The following is a 14,881-nucleotide window of genomic DNA, read 5'->3' as shown; positions in this document are numbered from 1 at the left end:
ATCCGCCCGAGCTTATTTTTGAAGCGTGACACCGCCGCTCGATCAAGTGGCGGTTGAGACTTCGAAAGGACAAACCGATGTCACGCCTGACTGAACCGAGTGCCGAGAGCGACCCGCTGCAACGCAGCCACCTCAGCACACTAGCCGCCGATCCCTCCCATTCGATGCTCTCCGGCCTTGCCGCGATTGCGCCCCGCCTTGCGGTGACGCTGGCCTTTGCTGGCCTGGTCCAGATGATGTTCGACCTCATCTCCCGTTGAAGCGTCAGGACCGAAGGATCACCACAATGGCAAATGCACAGCAACGCCGCAGCCTTCCCGCTGCAGCACCCTCGCCTTCCGCCCGCTTCACCGTCGGCCGCGACAGAAGCGGCCGCTGGATCGTCCACGACCGCGAAGGCCTCGTCGGCGGGCTCTTCATCAATGAAGCGGCCGCCCTCCATTTCGCAGCTGGGGAATGCAACTGCCCCTCCGCCGATATCCATAGGGCGGCCGCAGGCATGGTGCTCGAATTCGCGCCCCTTGCGCACGGCACCGCGAATATCCACTAAATCTTGCCGTACTCCCGCTGTTTTCGTGCAGCGGGAGTACGAAGACATGAGCTGAACGGCCGATTTCCAACTTTTCCTTAACCCAGATTCTGGTAAAATCCTGGCGCAGAGACTTCAGACGCCATGAGACCGATGCCGAAACCGAATTTCCGCTTCACCCATTACGATCTCAAGGAACAACGCGCCGGAACGATCATCGAGGTGTCGTTGAATGCGGTGAACAATGTCCGCCTGATGACAGCCCCGAATTTCCAGCGATTCACCGAGGTTCTCGATTTCAAATATATCGGTGGCGTGGCACGCAAATCGCCGATCAAGATCGCCGTTCCGGAAAGCGGTCACTGGCATGTCATCGTCGATATGGAAGGTCATCACGGTCTTGCGGAATCTTCCGTCAAGGTGATCGCCGCGCCGGCAAATCAGAAGACGCCGCGCGCCTCCTGAGTTTCGCCGGGCTTCAGCGCGGATTGCGCTCCTTGCGAAGCTTCGCCCACCATTCCAGCCGCTTGCGAATATCGCGCTCGAAGCCGCGTTCCGGCGGATCGTAAAAGATCTGGCGTCCCATCTTCTCCGGGAAATAATCCTGGCCAGAAAAGGCATCCGGCTCGTCGTGATCGTAGCGATAGCCGTCGCCGTACCCCTCGCCCTTCATCAGCTTGGTCGGCGCGTTGAGGATATGCTTCGGCGGCAGCAACGAGCCGTTCTGCTTTGCCGCCTGACTTGCCGCCTTGAAGGCGGTGTAGACGGCATTCGATTTCGGCGCGGTGGCGAGATAGACGCAGGCCTGCGCCAGCGCCAGTTCGCCTTCCGGCGAGCCGAGATACTCATAGGCATCCTTGGCGGCATTGCAGATCACCAGCGCCTGCGGATCGGCAAGACCGATATCCTCCACCGCCATGCGCACCAGCCGCCGGCCGAGATAGAGCGGGTCCTCGCCGGCATCGAACATGCGGGCGAGATAATAGAGCGCGGCATCGGGATCCGAGCCGCGTACGGATTTATGCAGCGCCGAGATCAGATTGTAGTGGCCATCCTGGGCCTTGTCGTAGACCGGGGCACGGCGCTGGACGATGCGCGTCAGGCCTTCAGTGTCGAAGCTCTCGCCTTCGCGCGCCGCGCGCCAGACTTCTTCGGCGAGCGTCAGCACCGCGCGGCCGTCGCCGTCGGCCATGCGCACCAAGCTGACGCGGGCATCCTCCGTCAGCGGCAGAGGCTTCTGCTCGATCGCCTCGGCACGCTTCAGCAGTTCCTCGAGGCTCTCTTCGTCATGCGACTTGAAGGTGAGCACACGGGCACGCGACAGCAGAGCGGCGTTGAGCTCAAAGGAAGGGTTCTCGGTGGTGGCACCGACGAGGATGACGGTGCCATCCTCCATGACGGGCAGGAAACTGTCCTGCTGGGCTCGGTTGAAACGATGGATCTCATCGACGAAGAGCAGCGTCTGACGGCCGTCCATACGCCGCAGGCGGGCTGTCTCGAACACCTTCTTCAGATCGGCGACGCCTGAGAAAATCGCCGATATCTGCTCGAAGGCCAGGCCCGCCTCGCCCGAAAGCAGCCGTGCCACCGTCGTCTTGCCGGTGCCGGGCGGACCCCAGAAGATCATCGAGCCAAGCGAGCCGCTTTCGATCATCCTTTTCAGCACGCCATCCTCACCGGTCAGGTGTTCCTGACCGGTGACATCGGCAAGCGTCTTCGGCCGCAGCCGGTCGGCAAGCGGCCGCCTGGCGGCGACCTCCTCCGGAACACGCGGCGCGAAGAGATCGTTACTCATCGGAAGAATTGCCGGATGCGCTGGCCGTCGCGCTCGATCTCGACCCGCCAGAGGCCGGGGTCGCTATCGGCGATTTCCGACAGTTCGCTGGTCGTCTTCACCTCCGTGCCGTTGATCGAGACGATGATATCCTTCGGTTCGAAACCGAGACGGGCAGCAGGCGAATCCTCCTTCACCTCGGATACGACGACGCCCGCCGATTCCGGCGGCATGCGCAGCTCGTCAGCGACCCGCGGCGACAGGTTCTCGACGACGGCACCGCTAAACGGCGTGCGTCCGCCGATGGTGCGCTGGTCGCGCGGCGAGGTTTCCGGGGCGCGGGCGAGCGTCAGCGGCAGTTGCTCCTCGCGGCCGTTCTCGATGACGGTGAGCTTGACCGAATTGCCGAGACCGGCGGTGGTCAGCCGGTAGAGCAGCGCATCCGGATGCTCGACGGAAATTCCATCGACGGCGGTGACGATTTCGCCGGCCTTCAGCCCCGCCTTGGCGGCTGGCCCACCTTCCGAAACCTTGACGACGAGCGCGCCGCGGGCCTTGTTCAGCCCCAGCGCCTCGGCCACTTCCGAGGTCACGGCATCGAAGCTCGCGCCGATATAGGGCCGTTCGAAGGATTTGACGCCGGCATCGGCAGAGGTGAGGAAGACCTTGACCAGATTGGCAGGAATGGCGAAACCGATACCGTTCGAGCCGCCGCCGCGCGAGAAGATCGCCGTGTTGATGCCGATCAGCTCGCCTTGCATGTTCATCAGCGCGCCGCCGGAATTGCCGGGATTGATCGAGGCATCGGTCTGGATGAAGAAGCCGAATTCGTTTCTGACCACCTGGTTGCGGGCAAGCGCTGAGACGATCCCGCTCGTCACCGTCTGGCCGACGCCGAAGGGGTTGCCGATCGCCAGCACGAGATCGCCGACCTCGACCGCGTCGGAATTGCCGATCGGCAATGTTGGAAAGCTCTCCCTGGTGTCGATCTTCAGCACGGCGAGATCGACTCGGTCGTCGCGCAGCACCACCTTGCAGGGGAATTCGCGGCCATCCGACAGCGCAATCTTGATGTCATCGGCGCCTTCGACGACGTGATTGTTGGTCACGACAGTGCCGTTCGCCTCGACGATGACGCCGGAACCGAGCGAGGACTGCTTCTCCGAACGGTTCGGCATCTGCTGGCCGAAAAACTGCTCGAAGAAAGGATCGCCGGCAAAGGGCGACTGCCGCTGGACGATCTTTTCCGCATAAACGTTGACGACGGCGCCCGACGTCTGTTTGACGAGCGGCGCGAAGGAGAGCTGCATCTGCATCTGGCTCTCGGGTACGGTCTTTGCCGTCTGCGCATGCGCAGCAAGCGGCAGAACGAGCATGACAGCAAATAGCGAGACGGAGGCGCGCTTGAACAGGCCTTGCATGGGTATCCCTTTTAAATCCTCTTGAGGACGTTTTAGAGCATGATGCCGAAAAGTGTGAGCGGTTTTCGGACGACATCATGCTCTAACTATTTAATTGCGAACAGGATTCAGATTTTAGGCCGACGGCCTAAAATCATCCTGTTCTGCGGCCCGACGCTAGAAAGGAAAGAGGGCGGAAGCATGGAAGAACAAGGCGAGAGAGCGTCTTGGAAACTGGTTGAAGTCATTATGAATTTGATTCAGGAAGATTGGCCATGCAACTGATGTCAAAAGCCAAAATCTGGGCGAAGTCACTGAAGCGTGACATCGTGGCTCTATGGCTTGCGGCCCGCGATCCCCGCGTGCCATGGCATGCCAAAGCGGTGGCCGGCGCCGTTGCCGCCTATGCGCTCTCGCCCATCGATCTCATCCCCGATTTCATCCCCGTCCTCGGCTATCTCGACGACCTCCTTATCGTGCCGCTCGGTATCATGCTGGCGATCCGGCTCGTGCCAGTAGAGGTGATGAACGAGCTTCGTACGGAGGCGACAGGGCGCACCGAGCGTCCCTCCAGCCGGGTCGGACTGATCTTCATCCTTGCCGTCTGGCTCATCTGCATCATCTTCCTGGCTCTGGCACTGCGGAAGCTAGCCTGACCGGCAGCAATAGGAACATATGAATGATGAAGACAAGAACGACGACAGCGGCCCTCGGCTTTGCGATCCTGCTCATTGCATCGAACCTGGCACAGGCAGCAAGCTTCGATTGCGATGCGAAAGAATTGAAGGCGGATGAAAAAGCGATCTGCGACAACCGCGCGCTCAACGATGCCGACGTGAAGATGGCGACGACCTTCGAGCTGCTCTCCGGCCTGCTGGCGATGGGCTCGCGCGGAACCTTGCAGGACGAGCAGACGGCATGGCTGAAGAAACGGCAGGAATGCGCTGCAGATGCGGCCTGTATCAAGGCCGCCTATGACGAGCGGCTGAAACAGCTTGGCGAGACCTATAAAAACATCAACCGGCCGCTTTGAAGGCGACCGGTTGGAAAAGCAGCTAACTCTGGGGTCGTCGGTTCGAGCGACTCAGCGGGCGTTCAGATCCCGCACGGCGCCGCGATCGGCGCTCGTTGCGAAGGCCGCGTAGGCCCTCAGGGCGGTCGTGACGTTGCGCTTGCGGACTTCTGTGGGATACCAGCCCTTGGCGTCCTGCTCGGCGCGGCGGGCGGCGAGTTCAGTCTCGCTGACACGCAGGCTGATCGTACGGTTGGGGATGTCGATGTCGATCATGTCGCCTTCGCGCACCAGGCCGATCGTGCCGCCATTTGCCGCTTCCGGCGAGGCGTGGCCGATGGAGAGGCCGGAGGTGCCGCCGGAGAAGCGGCCGTCGGTGATGAGCGCACAGGCCTTGCCGAGGCCCTTCGACTTCAGATAGCTCGTCGGATAGAGCATTTCCTGCATGCCCGGGCCGCCCTTCGGACCTTCGTAGCGGATGACGACGACGTCGCCGGCCTTCACCTCGTTGGCAAGGATCGCCTTGACCGACGCATCCTGGCTTTCGAAGACGCGGGCGGGGCCGGAGAATTTCAGGATCGATTCATCGACGCCGGCAGTCTTGACGATGCAGCCGTCGATCGCAAGGTTGCCCTTGAGCACGGCAAGACCACCATCCTTGGAGAAGGGATGTTCGACCGAGCGGATGACGCCGTTCTCGCGGTCGGTGTCGAGTTCGTCCCAGCGGGCTTCCTGGCTGAAGGCGACCTGGGTTGGGATGCCACCCGGAGCGGCACGATAGAATTTACGGACAGTTTCGCTGTTGGTGCGGGTGATATCCCAGCGATCGATCGCGTCGCCCAGCGTTTCTGCATGCACGGTCGGGCAATCGCGGTTCAAGAGACCGCCCTTGTCGAGTTCGCCGAGGATCGACATGATGCCGCCGGCGCGATGGACGTCTTCCATATGGACATCGCTCTTGGCGGGGGCGACCTTCGACAGGCACGGCACCCGGCGCGACAGCGCGTCGATATCGGCCATGTTGAAATCGATCTCGCCTTCATGGGCGGCGGCAAGAATGTGCAGGACCGTATTGGTCGAGCCACCCATGGCGATATCGAGCGTCATGGCATTCTCGAAGGCCTGCTTGGAGGCAATGGTGCGCGGCAGCGCCTTGACGTCATCCTGCTCGTAATAACGGCGGGCGAGATCGACAATCAGATGACCGGCCTCGACGAAGAGGCGCTTGCGGTCGAGATGGGTGGCAAGCGTCGAGCCGTTGCCGGGCAGCGACAGGCCGAGGGCTTCCGTCAGGCAGTTCATCGAATTGGCAGTGAACATGCCGGAGCAGGAACCACAGGTCGGACAGGCCGAGCGTTCGATGGTCTGGACGTCCTCGTCGCTGATCTTGTCATCGGCTGCGGCGACCATGGCATCGACCAGGTCGAGCGCATGCGTCTTGCCGTGCAGCACGACCTTGCCGGCTTCCATCGGACCGCCCGAGACGAAGACGGTCGGGATATTGAGGCGCAGCGACGCCATCAGCATGCCGGGGGTGATCTTGTCGCAGTTGGAGATGCAGACCATGGCGTCGGCGCAATGGGCATTGACCATGTATTCGACGCTGTCGGCGATGAGCTCACGCGAGGGCAGCGAATAAAGCATGCCGTCATGGCCCATGGCGATGCCGTCATCGACGGCGATGGTGTTGAATTCCTTGGCGACACCGCCGGCCGCCTCGATTTCGCGGGCAACGAGCTGGCCAAGGTCCTTCAGGTGCACGTGTCCGGGCACGAACTGGGTGAAGGAATTCACCACCGCGATGATCGGCTTGCCGAAATCCGAATCCTTCATGCCCGTGGCGCGCCAAAGGCCGCGGGCGCCCGCCATGTTGCGGCCATGGGTCGTGGTTCTGGAACGGTAAACTGGCATCGGTGTCTTCCTCAACGTGTCGGAATTATCAGGCGAAGCCGGGCGGCATGGAGCCTGCGGGCCGGGCAAACGCTGCTTTTTGGAATTGTCCTAATCCAATCGACGGGGGCTGTCACTACCGGGAAGCCCAAATCCGGTACGCCGGGGAGAAGCGCCATGAGGCCCATCGATGATATACGGTTCGAAGCGGCATTTTGTTACAGCCTATTCCATCACGACCGAACACAAAAAATTGGCTTCCCGTCAGCAATATTCAAGGCTTAGACACTAATCTAGACATGCCGGCGGTTCGTTTAAGGGCTATATTTCAGGATATCCGCCGAGGAGGTTTCGACATGCCAAGCTATCGCCCACCGAAGATCGCGTCATCGGAGATTACGCCGCGCCAGATCTATGTGCGCCGTCGTGAATTCCTCGGTGCGGCAGCGCTTGGCGCCATGGCGCTCTACAGCGCCGGCAAGGCGAGTGCTGCGGCTCTCTCCGCCGTTGAGAGCAAGTACAAGGTCGACGAGAAGGCGACGCCGATCAAGGACGTCACGACCTACAATAATTTCTATGAGTTCGGCCTCGACAAGGGCGATCCCGCAGCTCTTTCCGGCGATTTCAAGCCGCTGCCGTGGACGATCAAGGTTGACGGCATGGTCAACAAGCCAGGCACCTTCGACCTCGAGGCGCTGATGAAGGAATTCCCGATTGAGGAGCGCACCTACCGGATGCGCTGCGTCGAGGCCTGGTCGATGGTCATCCCCTGGGACGGCTTTCCGCTGGCATCGCTGCTCGACAAGGTTGAGCCGCTCGGCAGCGCCAAATACGTCGCCTTCGAAACCGTCGTGCGGCCAGAGGAGATGCCTGGTCAGAAGGGTTTCTTCCAGTCGCTCGATTGGCCCTATGTCGAGGGTCTGCGCCTCGATGAGGCGCGCCATCCGCTGGCGCTGCTTGCCGTCGGGCTCTATGGCGAAACGCTGCCGAACCAGAACGGCGCGCCGATCCGGCTCGTCGTGCCGTGGAAATACGGCTTCAAGGGCATCAAGTCGATCGTCAGGATTACACTCACCGACCAGCAGCCCAAGAATACCTGGCAGGTCACCAATGCGCAGGAATACGGCTTCTATGCTAACGTCAATCCGGCGGTCGACCATCCCCGCTGGAGCCAGGCGAGCGAACGGCGCATCGGCGAGAGCGGCTTCTTCGGCGCGAGCCGCCATCCCACCCTGCCCTTCAACGGTTATGCCGACGAGGTGGCAAGCCTTTATGCCGGCATGGACTTGAAGGCGAATTTCTGATGGCGGAACTGTCGCTCGCCATCCCGAAGCGCTGGCAGCCCGCCTCCATCTGGCTGCTTTATGTCGTCGGGCTCGTGCCTGCGGCCTGGACGTTCTATCTCGGCGCGACCGATCAGCTCGGCGCCGATCCGGTCAAGAGCTTCGAGCTCTTCCTCGGCATCTGGACGATCCGTTTCCTGATCCTGACCCTTGCCGTTTCCCCTGCCCGTGAGCTCTTCGGCTGGAACTACCTGCGCTATCGCCGCGCGCTTGGCCTGCTGACCTTCTACTACGCACTGATGCATTTCACCGTCTACATGGTGCTCGACCAGGCGATGGATATTCCCGCCGTCATCAACGACGTGCTGAAGCGCCCCTTCATCATGTTCGGCATGGCAGCCCTTACGATGCTCATTCCGCTGGCCCTGACATCCAACAATTTCTCGATCCGCCGCCTCGGCAAGAACTGGATCTGGCTGCATCGCCTCGTCTACATCATCGCCGCCTGCGGGGCGCTGCACTTCGCGCTCTCGACCAAGATCCTCGATCTCGAGCAGTATATCTATGTCGGGCTGATCATCGCGCTCATCCTCTACCGCTCCTACCGACCGATCGCACGCAACAGGCAGAAGGGCAAAGGGCGGACGCGCAATCGCGCAGTGGCGTCTGTTCGTGAGACGGCAGGTTAGCGCATAACCCGGAAAATCGGAATCGATTTTCGGAAAGGATTATGCGCAGATTCAAAGTGATAGAGCGTCCTTAGCGCGTCTGAGAAGACGCGCGGCGCTTTAGCAAGGACGCAGCGCACTCCAGCGTGCCAGATCGAAGGCGCAGGCCGCAGCTATGCCGATTGCATAAGCCAGCATATTCCAAAGCGAAAAGACTCGACCAAGCAGCAGCGCGCCTGCCGTGGTCAGCCGAAACGCGTCGAGCCACGGCGTGTGATAAAGCCGGAACAATTCCACTGAGATCGCTATGAACAGCGCTGTGACGGCAATTACTGCCGGGCGTGATCTTGCGACCAGGAACGCCACGAGCAGATAGACCATCGCTCCCCAGAGTGCCGATCCGCCATATTTGACAACGATAAAAGGCAGATCAGCCTCATAGCCAAACCTGCGCAGCACCAGCCCGAGAACGATAACGAGAAACAGGGCGGCCAGACGAAGGAACTGCGGAGAGCGAGTCTGAATGATTTTGCGCAATGAAGCCGGTCCCGTCACTATATCAGAAACAAAAACAGCCGGGCTTTCCAGCCCGGCTGTTCTGTTTCCGCCGAAGCGGAAGATTTAAGCGGCGACGGCCTGCTCTTCGGCAGCGACGCGGGCCTTGTCGGCTGCGCCCTTGGCATAGGCATCGCGGTCAACGAATTCGATCACAGCCATGGCAGCATTGTCGCCCTGACGGAAGCCGGCTTTCATGATGCGCAGGTAGCCGCCGTTGCGGGTGGCGTAGCGCGTTGCGATCGTGTCGAACAGCTTCGAGACGACAGCCGCATCGCGGATCTGCGAGATCGCCTGACGGCGAGCATGCAGGTCGCCGCGCTTGCCGAGCGTGACGAGCTTCTCGACGATCGGACGGATTTCCTTGGCCTTCGGCAGGGTCGTGACGATCTGCTCGTGGGTAATCAGCGAAGCCGCCATGTTGGCGAACATCGCCTTGCGGTGGCTTGCAGTTCTATTCAGCTTGCGGCCGGCTTTACCATGGCGCATTGCTATTCTCCTTTAATGCAGGTGCCCTTACGCTAAGTGGGCCTGCCGTTTCCTGGCACATGCAGGCGATCGGCCTGCTGTTTGACGGGGAAAGGCAGCCGAAAGAGCCTGCCTTTTGTTTTTTCAGTATTGATCTTCGTAACGCTTGGCGAGATCTTCGATGTTCTCGGGCGGCCATGCCGGCACTTCCATGCCGAGGTGCAGGCCCATGGAAGCGAGAACTTCCTTGATTTCGTTCAGCGACTTGCGACCAAAATTCGGTGTGCGGAGCATTTCTGCTTCGGTCTTCTGAATGAGGTCGCCGATGTAGACGATGTTGTCGTTCTTCAGGCAGTTTGCCGAACGGACCGACAGTTCGAGTTCGTCCACCTTCTTCAGGAGAGCCGGGTTGAAAGCGAGTTCGGTGACTGCTTCCTCTTCGGTTTCCTTCTGCGGCTCGTCGAAGTTGACGAAGACGCCAAGCTGATCCTGGAGAATGCGCGCCGCAAAAGCGACGGCGTCTTCGCCGGTGATCGAGCCATCGGTTTCGATGGTCATGTTCAGCTTGTCGTAGTCGAGAACCTGTCCTTCGCGGGTATTTTCAACCTTGTAGGACACCTTCTTGACCGGCGAATAGAGGCTGTCGACCGGAATGAGACCGATCGGAGCATCTTCCGCACGATTGCGTTCGGCCGGAACGTAGCCCTTGCCGTTGTTGACGGTGAATTCCATGCGGATCTCGGCACCCTCGTCGAGCGTGCAGATGACATGCTCGGGGTTGAGGATTTCGATATCGCCGACCGTCTGAATGTCGCCAGCCGTGACAACGCCAGGGCCCTGCTTACGCACGACCATGCGCTTTGCATCGTCGCCATCCATCTTGATGGCGATTTCCTTGATGTTGAGCACGATGTCCGTCACGTCTTCGCGGACGCCCGGAATCGAGGAGAATTCATGCAGCACGCCATCGATCTGCACCGCCGTGACGGCAGCACCGCGCAGCGAGGAGAGCAGAACGCGGCGAAGCGCGTTGCCGAGGGTGAGGCCGAAGCCGCGCTCCAGCGGTTCGGCAACAAGCGTCGCCCTGGTGCGCGAGCTCGAAGAGAACTCCACCTTGTTCGGCTTTATCAGTTCCTGCCAGTTCTTCTGAATCATGAGTTTGCCTTCCGTTCGTTGCCACCATCCAATCGTGGCAACCGAGCTTGAAAACCACCGGGAGCGCGAAGGCGCTCACCGGTGACGAGAGCGATGATCAGACGCGGCGCTTCTTGCGCGGACGGCAGCCATTGTGCGGGATCGGGGTCACGTCGCGGATGGACGTGATCATGAAACCTGCAGCCTGGAGCGCGCGCAGAGCCGATTCACGACCCGAACCCGGACCGCAGACTTCGACTTCCAGCGACTTCATGCCGTGCTCCTGGGCCTTCTTGGCGCAGTCTTCGGCAGCGATCTGGGCGGCGAACGGCGTCGACTTGCGCGAGCCCTTGAAGCCCTTGGCGCCAGCCGACGACCAGGCGATCGCGTTGCCCTGCGCATCGGTGATGGTGATCATCGTGTTGTTGAAGGTCGAGTTGACGTGAGCGACACCCGACGAGATGTTCTTGCGCTCGCGACGGCGAACGCGGACGGCTTCCTTAGCCATGGTATTCCTTTCGTTGATCTCTTCACCGCCGTAATGCCAGCGGCTACACCGGAACGGCGCCTATATGGTCCCGCTCCAAACTCAAAAGAGGCCGGCGCAGACCGCCAGCCTCCCCACCCCGGTTTCCCGGAAATTACTTCTTCTTGCCAGCGATTGCCTTTGCCGGACCCTTGCGGGTGCGGGCATTGGTATGCGTGCGCTGACCGCGAACCGGAAGGCCGCGGCGATGACGCAGGCCACGGTAGCAGCCGAGGTCCATCAGACGCTTGATGTTCATCGCGGTATCGCGACGAAGATCGCCTTCGACCTGATAGTCGCGGTCGATGGCTTCGCGGATCTGAAGGACTTCTGCGTCCGTCAGCTGATGCACACGACGTTCAGCCGGGATACCGACCTTTTCGACGATTTCCTGTGCGAATTTCGAACCGATCCCGTGAATGTAGGTCAGCGCGATGACAACGCGCTTCGCAGTCGGGATGTTGACGCCAGCGATACGTGCCACGCCTATTCTCCTTGCATTCCAGTTGCCATCCGGCAAGTGGGCTTCGTTATGCGGTCTTGAGAACCGCCCGTTCAGATTTACGTCCGTAACATGTCAAAACGACCGCACCCGGACTTCCCTGGGAAATCCGCGCCGATCGCATGGAATGTCGCGAGTTGGCGCGGTGTTTAGCGGAATCACTGCTGAAAAGCAACCAGTCCGCCAAGTTTATTTTCAAAGCGTTAAAGCTTGGAAAGAATGCTTTCGACCTCGGCCGTCACCTGATCAATCTCTGCCATGCCGTCCACGGACTTGAGTTTGCCCTTGGCATGGTAATAGCCGATCAGCGGCGAGGTTTCCTTGTAGTAGACCTCGAGACGCTTGATCATGGTCTCGGCGTTGTCGTCAGGACGGCGTTTGAAGTGAGTCGAACCGCACTTGTCGCAAACACCTTCCTTGGCCGGGAGCTTGTCAGTGTCATGATAGACAGTGCCACACTGAACGCAGGTATATCGACCATCCACCCGACGGATGAGTTCCTTGTCGTCGACGCGAAACTCTATAACCACTGAGAGGTCAAGGCCCTTGGACTTTAGCATCCCCTCGGTGGCATCGGCCTGCACGAGTGTGCGAGGAAAACCATCGAGAATGAAGCCGTTGGCGCAATCGGGCTGATCGATTCGCTCAGAGACGATGGCGATGACGATCTCATCAGAGACGAGTTTGCCGGCGTCCATGACCGCCTTGGCGCGTTTCCCCACCTCAGTGCCAGCTTCGGTAGCAGCACGCAGCATGTCTCCAGTGGAAAGCTGCGGAATGCCGTGCTTTTCCACGATCCGCTGGGCCTGGGTTCCCTTACCCGCGCCCGGCGGCCCCAAAAGGATAAGTCTCATCGCCCCCTCTTTCCTCCACGCAACTTCGATTTCTTGATCAGGCCTTCGTACTGCTGCGCGATCAGGTGACCCTGGATCTGTGCAACCGTATCAAGAGTTACGCTAACCACGATCAAAAGCGAAGTCCCACCAAGGGCTAATGGAATGCCGGTTTGCGACACCAATATCTCCGGCAGGATGCAGACGAAGACGAGATAGAGCGCGCCGATCACCGTGATGCGGGTCAGCACGTAGTCGATATATTCGGCGGTACGCTCACCCGGACGGATGCCGGGAATGAAGCCGCCATGCTTCTTCAGATTGTCGGCCGTGTCCTTCGGATTGAAGACGATGGCCGTATAGAAGAAGGCGAAGAAGGCGATCAGCGCGCCGTACAGCGCCATATAGAGCGGCTGGCCATGACCGAGGGCCGCGACGATCGACGTCACCCAGGAGGGCATTGCCGAGGTGTTGGCGAAACCGGCGACCGTTGCCGGCAGCAGCAGCAGCGACGACGCGAAGATCGCCGGAATGACGCCTGACGTGTTCAGCTTCAGCGGCAGATGCGAGGTATCGCCCTGGAACATCCGATTGCCAACCTGACGCTTCGGATACTGAATCAGTAGCCGGCGCTGGGCGCGCTCGACGAAGACGATGATGCCGATGACGGCGATCGCGACGATGATGACGAGCAGGATGAGGAAGGTCGACAGCGCACCGGTGCGGCCGAGTTCGAGCGTGCCGGCAAGGGCTGTCGGAAGGCCGGCGGCAATGCCGGCGAAAATGATCAGCGAGATGCCGTTGCCGATGCCGCGCGAGGTGATCTGCTCGCCGAGCCACATCAGGAACATCGTGCCGCCGAGCAGCGTCAGAACGGTGGAAACACGGAAGAACCAGCCCGGCTCGACGACGAGGCCCTGGCCGCTTTCGAGGCCGGCGGCAATGCCATAGGCCTGGAGTGCACCGAGGATGACAGTACCATAGCGGGTATACTGATTGATGATCTTACGGCCCTGCTCGCCTTCCTTCTTGAGGTTTTCGAGCGCCGGCACGACCGAGGTCATGAGCTGGACGATGATCGAAGCGGAGATATAGGGCATGATGCCGAGCGCGAAGATCGCCATGCGCTGAACAGCGCCGCCCGAGAACATGTTGAAAAGGCCGAGAATGCCGCCTGCCTGGCCGCGGAAAGCCTGGGCATAGGCTTCGGGATTGAGACCCGGAAGCGGAATATGCGTGCCGAGTCGGTAGACGAGGAGAGCTGCCAGTGTGAACCACAAGCGCTTCTTCAAATCCTCGGCTTTAGCGAAGGTCGAAAAATTGAGGTTGGATGCCAATTGTTCCGCTGCAGAAGCCATGCGTTTCTCCGCGCTACCAATTCCGGCGTCTCTGGGGGACAGACCGGACCCGGAATCAGTATGAAATTATTCAAAACCGGGCTCAGGACGGATTGCGGCGCAACCCCTTGCCTCACCCTTGTTTTCGAGTCTTACCGGCATGACGCGGGCGCGCCAGCCAAGTTTTTGTGAGGCCCACATATGGGAGCAAAATCGCCCGGTGTGAAGCACCCCGGGCGAGATATCATCAGATTATTTATTCGGCTGCAGCGGGAGCCGAAAGCAGCGTCACCGTGCCGCCGGCCTTTTCGATCTTCTCGACGGCAGGCTTGGAGGCACCTGCAACGACGATGGTGATCTTGGCCTTGATCTCGCCGTCGGCGAGAACGCGAACGCCGTCCTTGACGCGGCGGATGACACCAGCAGCCTTGAGGGCAGCTGCGTCAACGGTCGTCTTGGCATCGAGCTTGCCGGCGTCGATCGCCGTCTGGATACGGGCCAGCGACACGACAACAAAATCGGAAGCGAAAATGTTGTTGAAGCCGCGCTTCGGCAGGCGACGATAGATCGGCATCTGGCCGCCTTCGAAGCCATTGATGGCGACGCCTGAACGGGACTTCTGACCCTTCACGCCGCGACCACCAGTCTTGCCCGAGCCCGAGCCGATACCGCGGCCGAGGCGCTTGCGGCTGTGAGTCGAGCCTTCGTTGTCTTTGATTTCATTGAGTTTCATGAGCGTTTCCTCCGTCTCACTTCTCGTCGACGACGCGAACAAGATGCTGGACAGCACGGATCATGCCACGAACGGAAGGGGTATCCTCCAGCGTGCGGCGACGGTGCATCTTGTTCAGTCCGAGACCGATCAGCGTGCGCTGCTGGACATCCGGACGGCGAATCGGGCTGCCGATCTGTTCGATCGTGACAGTCTTCGCTTCAGCCTTCTTAGTAGCCTTGGCCATCTGTCAAACTC

19 protein-coding genes are annotated in these 14,881 nt (G+C 60.4%); 7 read left to right on the top strand and 12 right to left on the bottom strand.

Annotated features, from left to right (window positions below):
• The first annotated feature begins 77 nt into the window (after positions 1–77).
• The 3 genes from RLCC275e_RS07470 (at position 78) to RLCC275e_RS07460 (ending at position 994) form a co-directional block, all read left to right on the top strand.
• Entirely contained in the window at positions 78–260 is a 183-nt protein-coding gene (locus RLCC275e_RS07470) for a hypothetical protein (protein ID WP_033179514.1), read from the top strand.
• A gap of 26 nt (positions 261–286) precedes the next feature.
• A complete protein-coding gene (locus tag RLCC275e_RS07465) occupies positions 287–550 on the top strand; it encodes a hypothetical protein (RefSeq protein ID WP_033179513.1) in 264 nt (87 codons plus the stop codon).
• A 132-nt stretch (positions 551–682) separates the two neighbouring features.
• Positions 683–994, top strand: coding sequence for a DUF1883 domain-containing protein (locus RLCC275e_RS07460; protein ID WP_003547605.1), 312 nt, complete (start codon positions 683–685; stop codon positions 992–994).
• 13 nt (positions 995–1,007) lie between these two features.
• Here the strand turns inward: RLCC275e_RS07460 and RLCC275e_RS07455 are convergent, their stop codons facing one another.
• Positions 1,008–2,324 (bottom strand): replication-associated recombination protein A, encoded by a 1,317-nt coding sequence (locus tag RLCC275e_RS07455; RefSeq protein ID WP_003558572.1) that lies wholly within the window; start codon positions 2,322–2,324, stop codon positions 1,008–1,010.
• Entirely contained in the window at positions 2,321–3,724 is a 1,404-nt protein-coding gene (locus RLCC275e_RS07450; RefSeq protein WP_033179512.1) for a DegQ family serine endoprotease, read from the bottom strand. The genes RLCC275e_RS07455 and RLCC275e_RS07450 overlap by 4 nt, the downstream gene beginning before the upstream one ends.
• Positions 3,725–3,978: 254 nt before the next feature.
• On the opposite strand from RLCC275e_RS07450, the gene RLCC275e_RS07445 reads away from it, so the two are divergent.
• Positions 3,979–4,359 carry a YkvA family protein gene (locus RLCC275e_RS07445; protein ID WP_033179511.1) on the top strand — a complete coding sequence of 127 codons (381 nt, stop codon included), beginning with the start codon at positions 3,979–3,981 and terminating at the stop codon, positions 4,357–4,359.
• Between the two features lie 23 nt (positions 4,360–4,382).
• On the top strand, positions 4,383–4,736 hold the full coding sequence (locus RLCC275e_RS07440) for a lysozyme inhibitor LprI family protein (RefSeq protein WP_033179510.1): 354 nt from the start codon (positions 4,383–4,385) through the stop codon (positions 4,734–4,736).
• 51 nt (positions 4,737–4,787) lie between these two features.
• On the opposite strand, the gene ilvD is transcribed toward RLCC275e_RS07440, so the two are convergent.
• Positions 4,788–6,626: a dihydroxy-acid dehydratase gene (gene ilvD / locus RLCC275e_RS07435; protein WP_033179509.1), complete on the bottom strand. Its 1,839-nt coding sequence runs from the start codon at positions 6,624–6,626 to the stop codon at positions 4,788–4,790.
• 335 nt (positions 6,627–6,961) lie between these two features.
• Here ilvD and msrP point away from each other — a divergent pair, with 335 nt between their 5' ends.
• Positions 6,962–7,909, top strand: coding sequence for a protein-methionine-sulfoxide reductase catalytic subunit MsrP (msrP, locus tag RLCC275e_RS07430; RefSeq protein WP_033179508.1), 948 nt, complete (start codon positions 6,962–6,964; stop codon positions 7,907–7,909).
• Positions 7,909–8,577, top strand: a complete 669-nt coding sequence (gene msrQ / locus RLCC275e_RS07425; protein WP_033179507.1) for a protein-methionine-sulfoxide reductase heme-binding subunit MsrQ — start codon at positions 7,909–7,911, stop codon at positions 8,575–8,577. Before msrP ends, msrQ begins: the two co-directional genes overlap by 1 nt.
• Before the next feature lie 99 nt (positions 8,578–8,676).
• On the opposite strand, the gene RLCC275e_RS07420 is transcribed toward msrQ, so the two are convergent.
• The 9 genes from RLCC275e_RS07420 to rpmD all read right to left on the bottom strand — a co-directional run bounded on the left by RLCC275e_RS07420 (position 8,677) and on the right by rpmD (position 14,870).
• Positions 8,677–9,093, bottom strand: a complete 417-nt coding sequence (locus tag RLCC275e_RS07420) for a ribosomal maturation YjgA family protein (RefSeq protein ID WP_033179528.1) — start codon at positions 9,091–9,093, stop codon at positions 8,677–8,679.
• A gap of 84 nt (positions 9,094–9,177) precedes the next feature.
• The gene (gene rplQ / locus RLCC275e_RS07415; RefSeq protein WP_003558556.1) at positions 9,178–9,600 is read right to left on the bottom strand and encodes a 50S ribosomal protein L17; all 423 of its coding nucleotides are present in this window, start codon (positions 9,598–9,600) and stop codon (positions 9,178–9,180) included.
• 123 nt (positions 9,601–9,723) lie between these two features.
• Entirely contained in the window at positions 9,724–10,734 is a 1,011-nt protein-coding gene (locus RLCC275e_RS07410) for a DNA-directed RNA polymerase subunit alpha (RefSeq protein WP_003547579.1), read from the bottom strand.
• A 97-nt stretch (positions 10,735–10,831) separates the two neighbouring features.
• Positions 10,832–11,221, bottom strand: a complete 390-nt coding sequence (gene rpsK / locus RLCC275e_RS07405) for a 30S ribosomal protein S11 (protein ID WP_003547577.1) — start codon at positions 11,219–11,221, stop codon at positions 10,832–10,834.
• 133 nt (positions 11,222–11,354) lie between these two features.
• Positions 11,355–11,723, bottom strand: coding sequence for a 30S ribosomal protein S13 (gene rpsM, locus RLCC275e_RS07400; protein WP_003547573.1), 369 nt, complete (start codon positions 11,721–11,723; stop codon positions 11,355–11,357).
• 221 nt (positions 11,724–11,944) lie between these two features.
• Positions 11,945–12,595: an adenylate kinase gene (locus RLCC275e_RS07395; RefSeq protein WP_033179506.1), complete on the bottom strand. Its 651-nt coding sequence runs from the start codon at positions 12,593–12,595 to the stop codon at positions 11,945–11,947.
• Complete coding sequence (gene secY / locus RLCC275e_RS07390; protein WP_003558551.1) at positions 12,592–13,932, bottom strand: preprotein translocase subunit SecY; 1,341 nt, start codon at positions 13,930–13,932, stop codon at positions 12,592–12,594. Before secY ends, RLCC275e_RS07395 begins: the two co-directional genes overlap by 4 nt.
• Before the next feature lie 235 nt (positions 13,933–14,167).
• Positions 14,168–14,644, bottom strand: a complete 477-nt coding sequence (gene rplO, locus RLCC275e_RS07385; RefSeq protein WP_003547567.1) for a 50S ribosomal protein L15 — start codon at positions 14,642–14,644, stop codon at positions 14,168–14,170.
• A gap of 16 nt (positions 14,645–14,660) precedes the next feature.
• The gene (gene rpmD, locus RLCC275e_RS07380) at positions 14,661–14,870 is read right to left on the bottom strand and encodes a 50S ribosomal protein L30 (protein ID WP_003547566.1); all 210 of its coding nucleotides are present in this window, start codon (positions 14,868–14,870) and stop codon (positions 14,661–14,663) included.
• Positions 14,871–14,881 lie beyond the last annotated feature (11 nt).

It is taken from the genome of Rhizobium brockwellii, assembly GCF_000769405.2.
In the GTDB taxonomy this organism is placed as follows: Bacteria; Pseudomonadota; Alphaproteobacteria; order Rhizobiales; family Rhizobiaceae; genus Rhizobium; species Rhizobium brockwellii.
This window is presented reverse-complemented; position numbering and strand designations above follow the sequence as displayed.

What these genes read in the sequence shown, in the direction of transcription:
- RLCC275e_RS07470 (WP_033179514.1), top strand. Translation starts at nt 78, where the DNA reads ATGTCACGCCTGACTGAACCGAGTGCCGAGAGCGACCCGCTGCAACGC.
- RLCC275e_RS07465 (WP_033179513.1), top strand. Translation starts at nt 287, where the DNA reads ATGGCAAATGCACAGCAACGCCGCAGCCTTCCCGCTGCAGCACCCTCG.
- RLCC275e_RS07460 (WP_003547605.1), top strand. Translation starts at nt 683, where the DNA reads ATGCCGAAACCGAATTTCCGCTTCACCCATTACGATCTCAAGGAACAA.
- RLCC275e_RS07455 (WP_003558572.1), bottom strand. Translation starts at nt 2,324, where the DNA reads ATGAGTAACGATCTCTTCGCGCCGCGTGTTCCGGAGGAGGTCGCCGCC.
- RLCC275e_RS07450 (WP_033179512.1), bottom strand. Translation starts at nt 3,724, where the DNA reads ATGCAAGGCCTGTTCAAGCGCGCCTCCGTCTCGCTATTTGCTGTCATG.
- RLCC275e_RS07445 (WP_033179511.1), top strand. Translation starts at nt 3,979, where the DNA reads ATGCAACTGATGTCAAAAGCCAAAATCTGGGCGAAGTCACTGAAGCGT.
- RLCC275e_RS07440 (WP_033179510.1), top strand. Translation starts at nt 4,383, where the DNA reads ATGATGAAGACAAGAACGACGACAGCGGCCCTCGGCTTTGCGATCCTG.
- ilvD (WP_033179509.1), bottom strand. Translation starts at nt 6,626, where the DNA reads ATGCCAGTTTACCGTTCCAGAACCACGACCCATGGCCGCAACATGGCG.
- msrP (WP_033179508.1), top strand. Translation starts at nt 6,962, where the DNA reads ATGCCAAGCTATCGCCCACCGAAGATCGCGTCATCGGAGATTACGCCG.
- msrQ (WP_033179507.1), top strand. Translation starts at nt 7,909, where the DNA reads ATGGCGGAACTGTCGCTCGCCATCCCGAAGCGCTGGCAGCCCGCCTCC.
- rplQ (WP_003558556.1), bottom strand. Translation starts at nt 9,600, where the DNA reads ATGCGCCATGGTAAAGCCGGCCGCAAGCTGAATAGAACTGCAAGCCAC.
- RLCC275e_RS07410 (WP_003547579.1), bottom strand. Translation starts at nt 10,734, where the DNA reads ATGATTCAGAAGAACTGGCAGGAACTGATAAAGCCGAACAAGGTGGAG.
- rpsK (WP_003547577.1), bottom strand. Translation starts at nt 11,221, where the DNA reads ATGGCTAAGGAAGCCGTCCGCGTTCGCCGTCGCGAGCGCAAGAACATC.
- RLCC275e_RS07395 (WP_033179506.1), bottom strand. Translation starts at nt 12,595, where the DNA reads ATGAGACTTATCCTTTTGGGGCCGCCGGGCGCGGGTAAGGGAACCCAG.
- secY (WP_003558551.1), bottom strand. Translation starts at nt 13,932, where the DNA reads ATGGCTTCTGCAGCGGAACAATTGGCATCCAACCTCAATTTTTCGACC.
- rplO (WP_003547567.1), bottom strand. Translation starts at nt 14,644, where the DNA reads ATGAAACTCAATGAAATCAAAGACAACGAAGGCTCGACTCACAGCCGC.
- rpmD (WP_003547566.1), bottom strand. Translation starts at nt 14,870, where the DNA reads ATGGCCAAGGCTACTAAGAAGGCTGAAGCGAAGACTGTCACGATCGAA.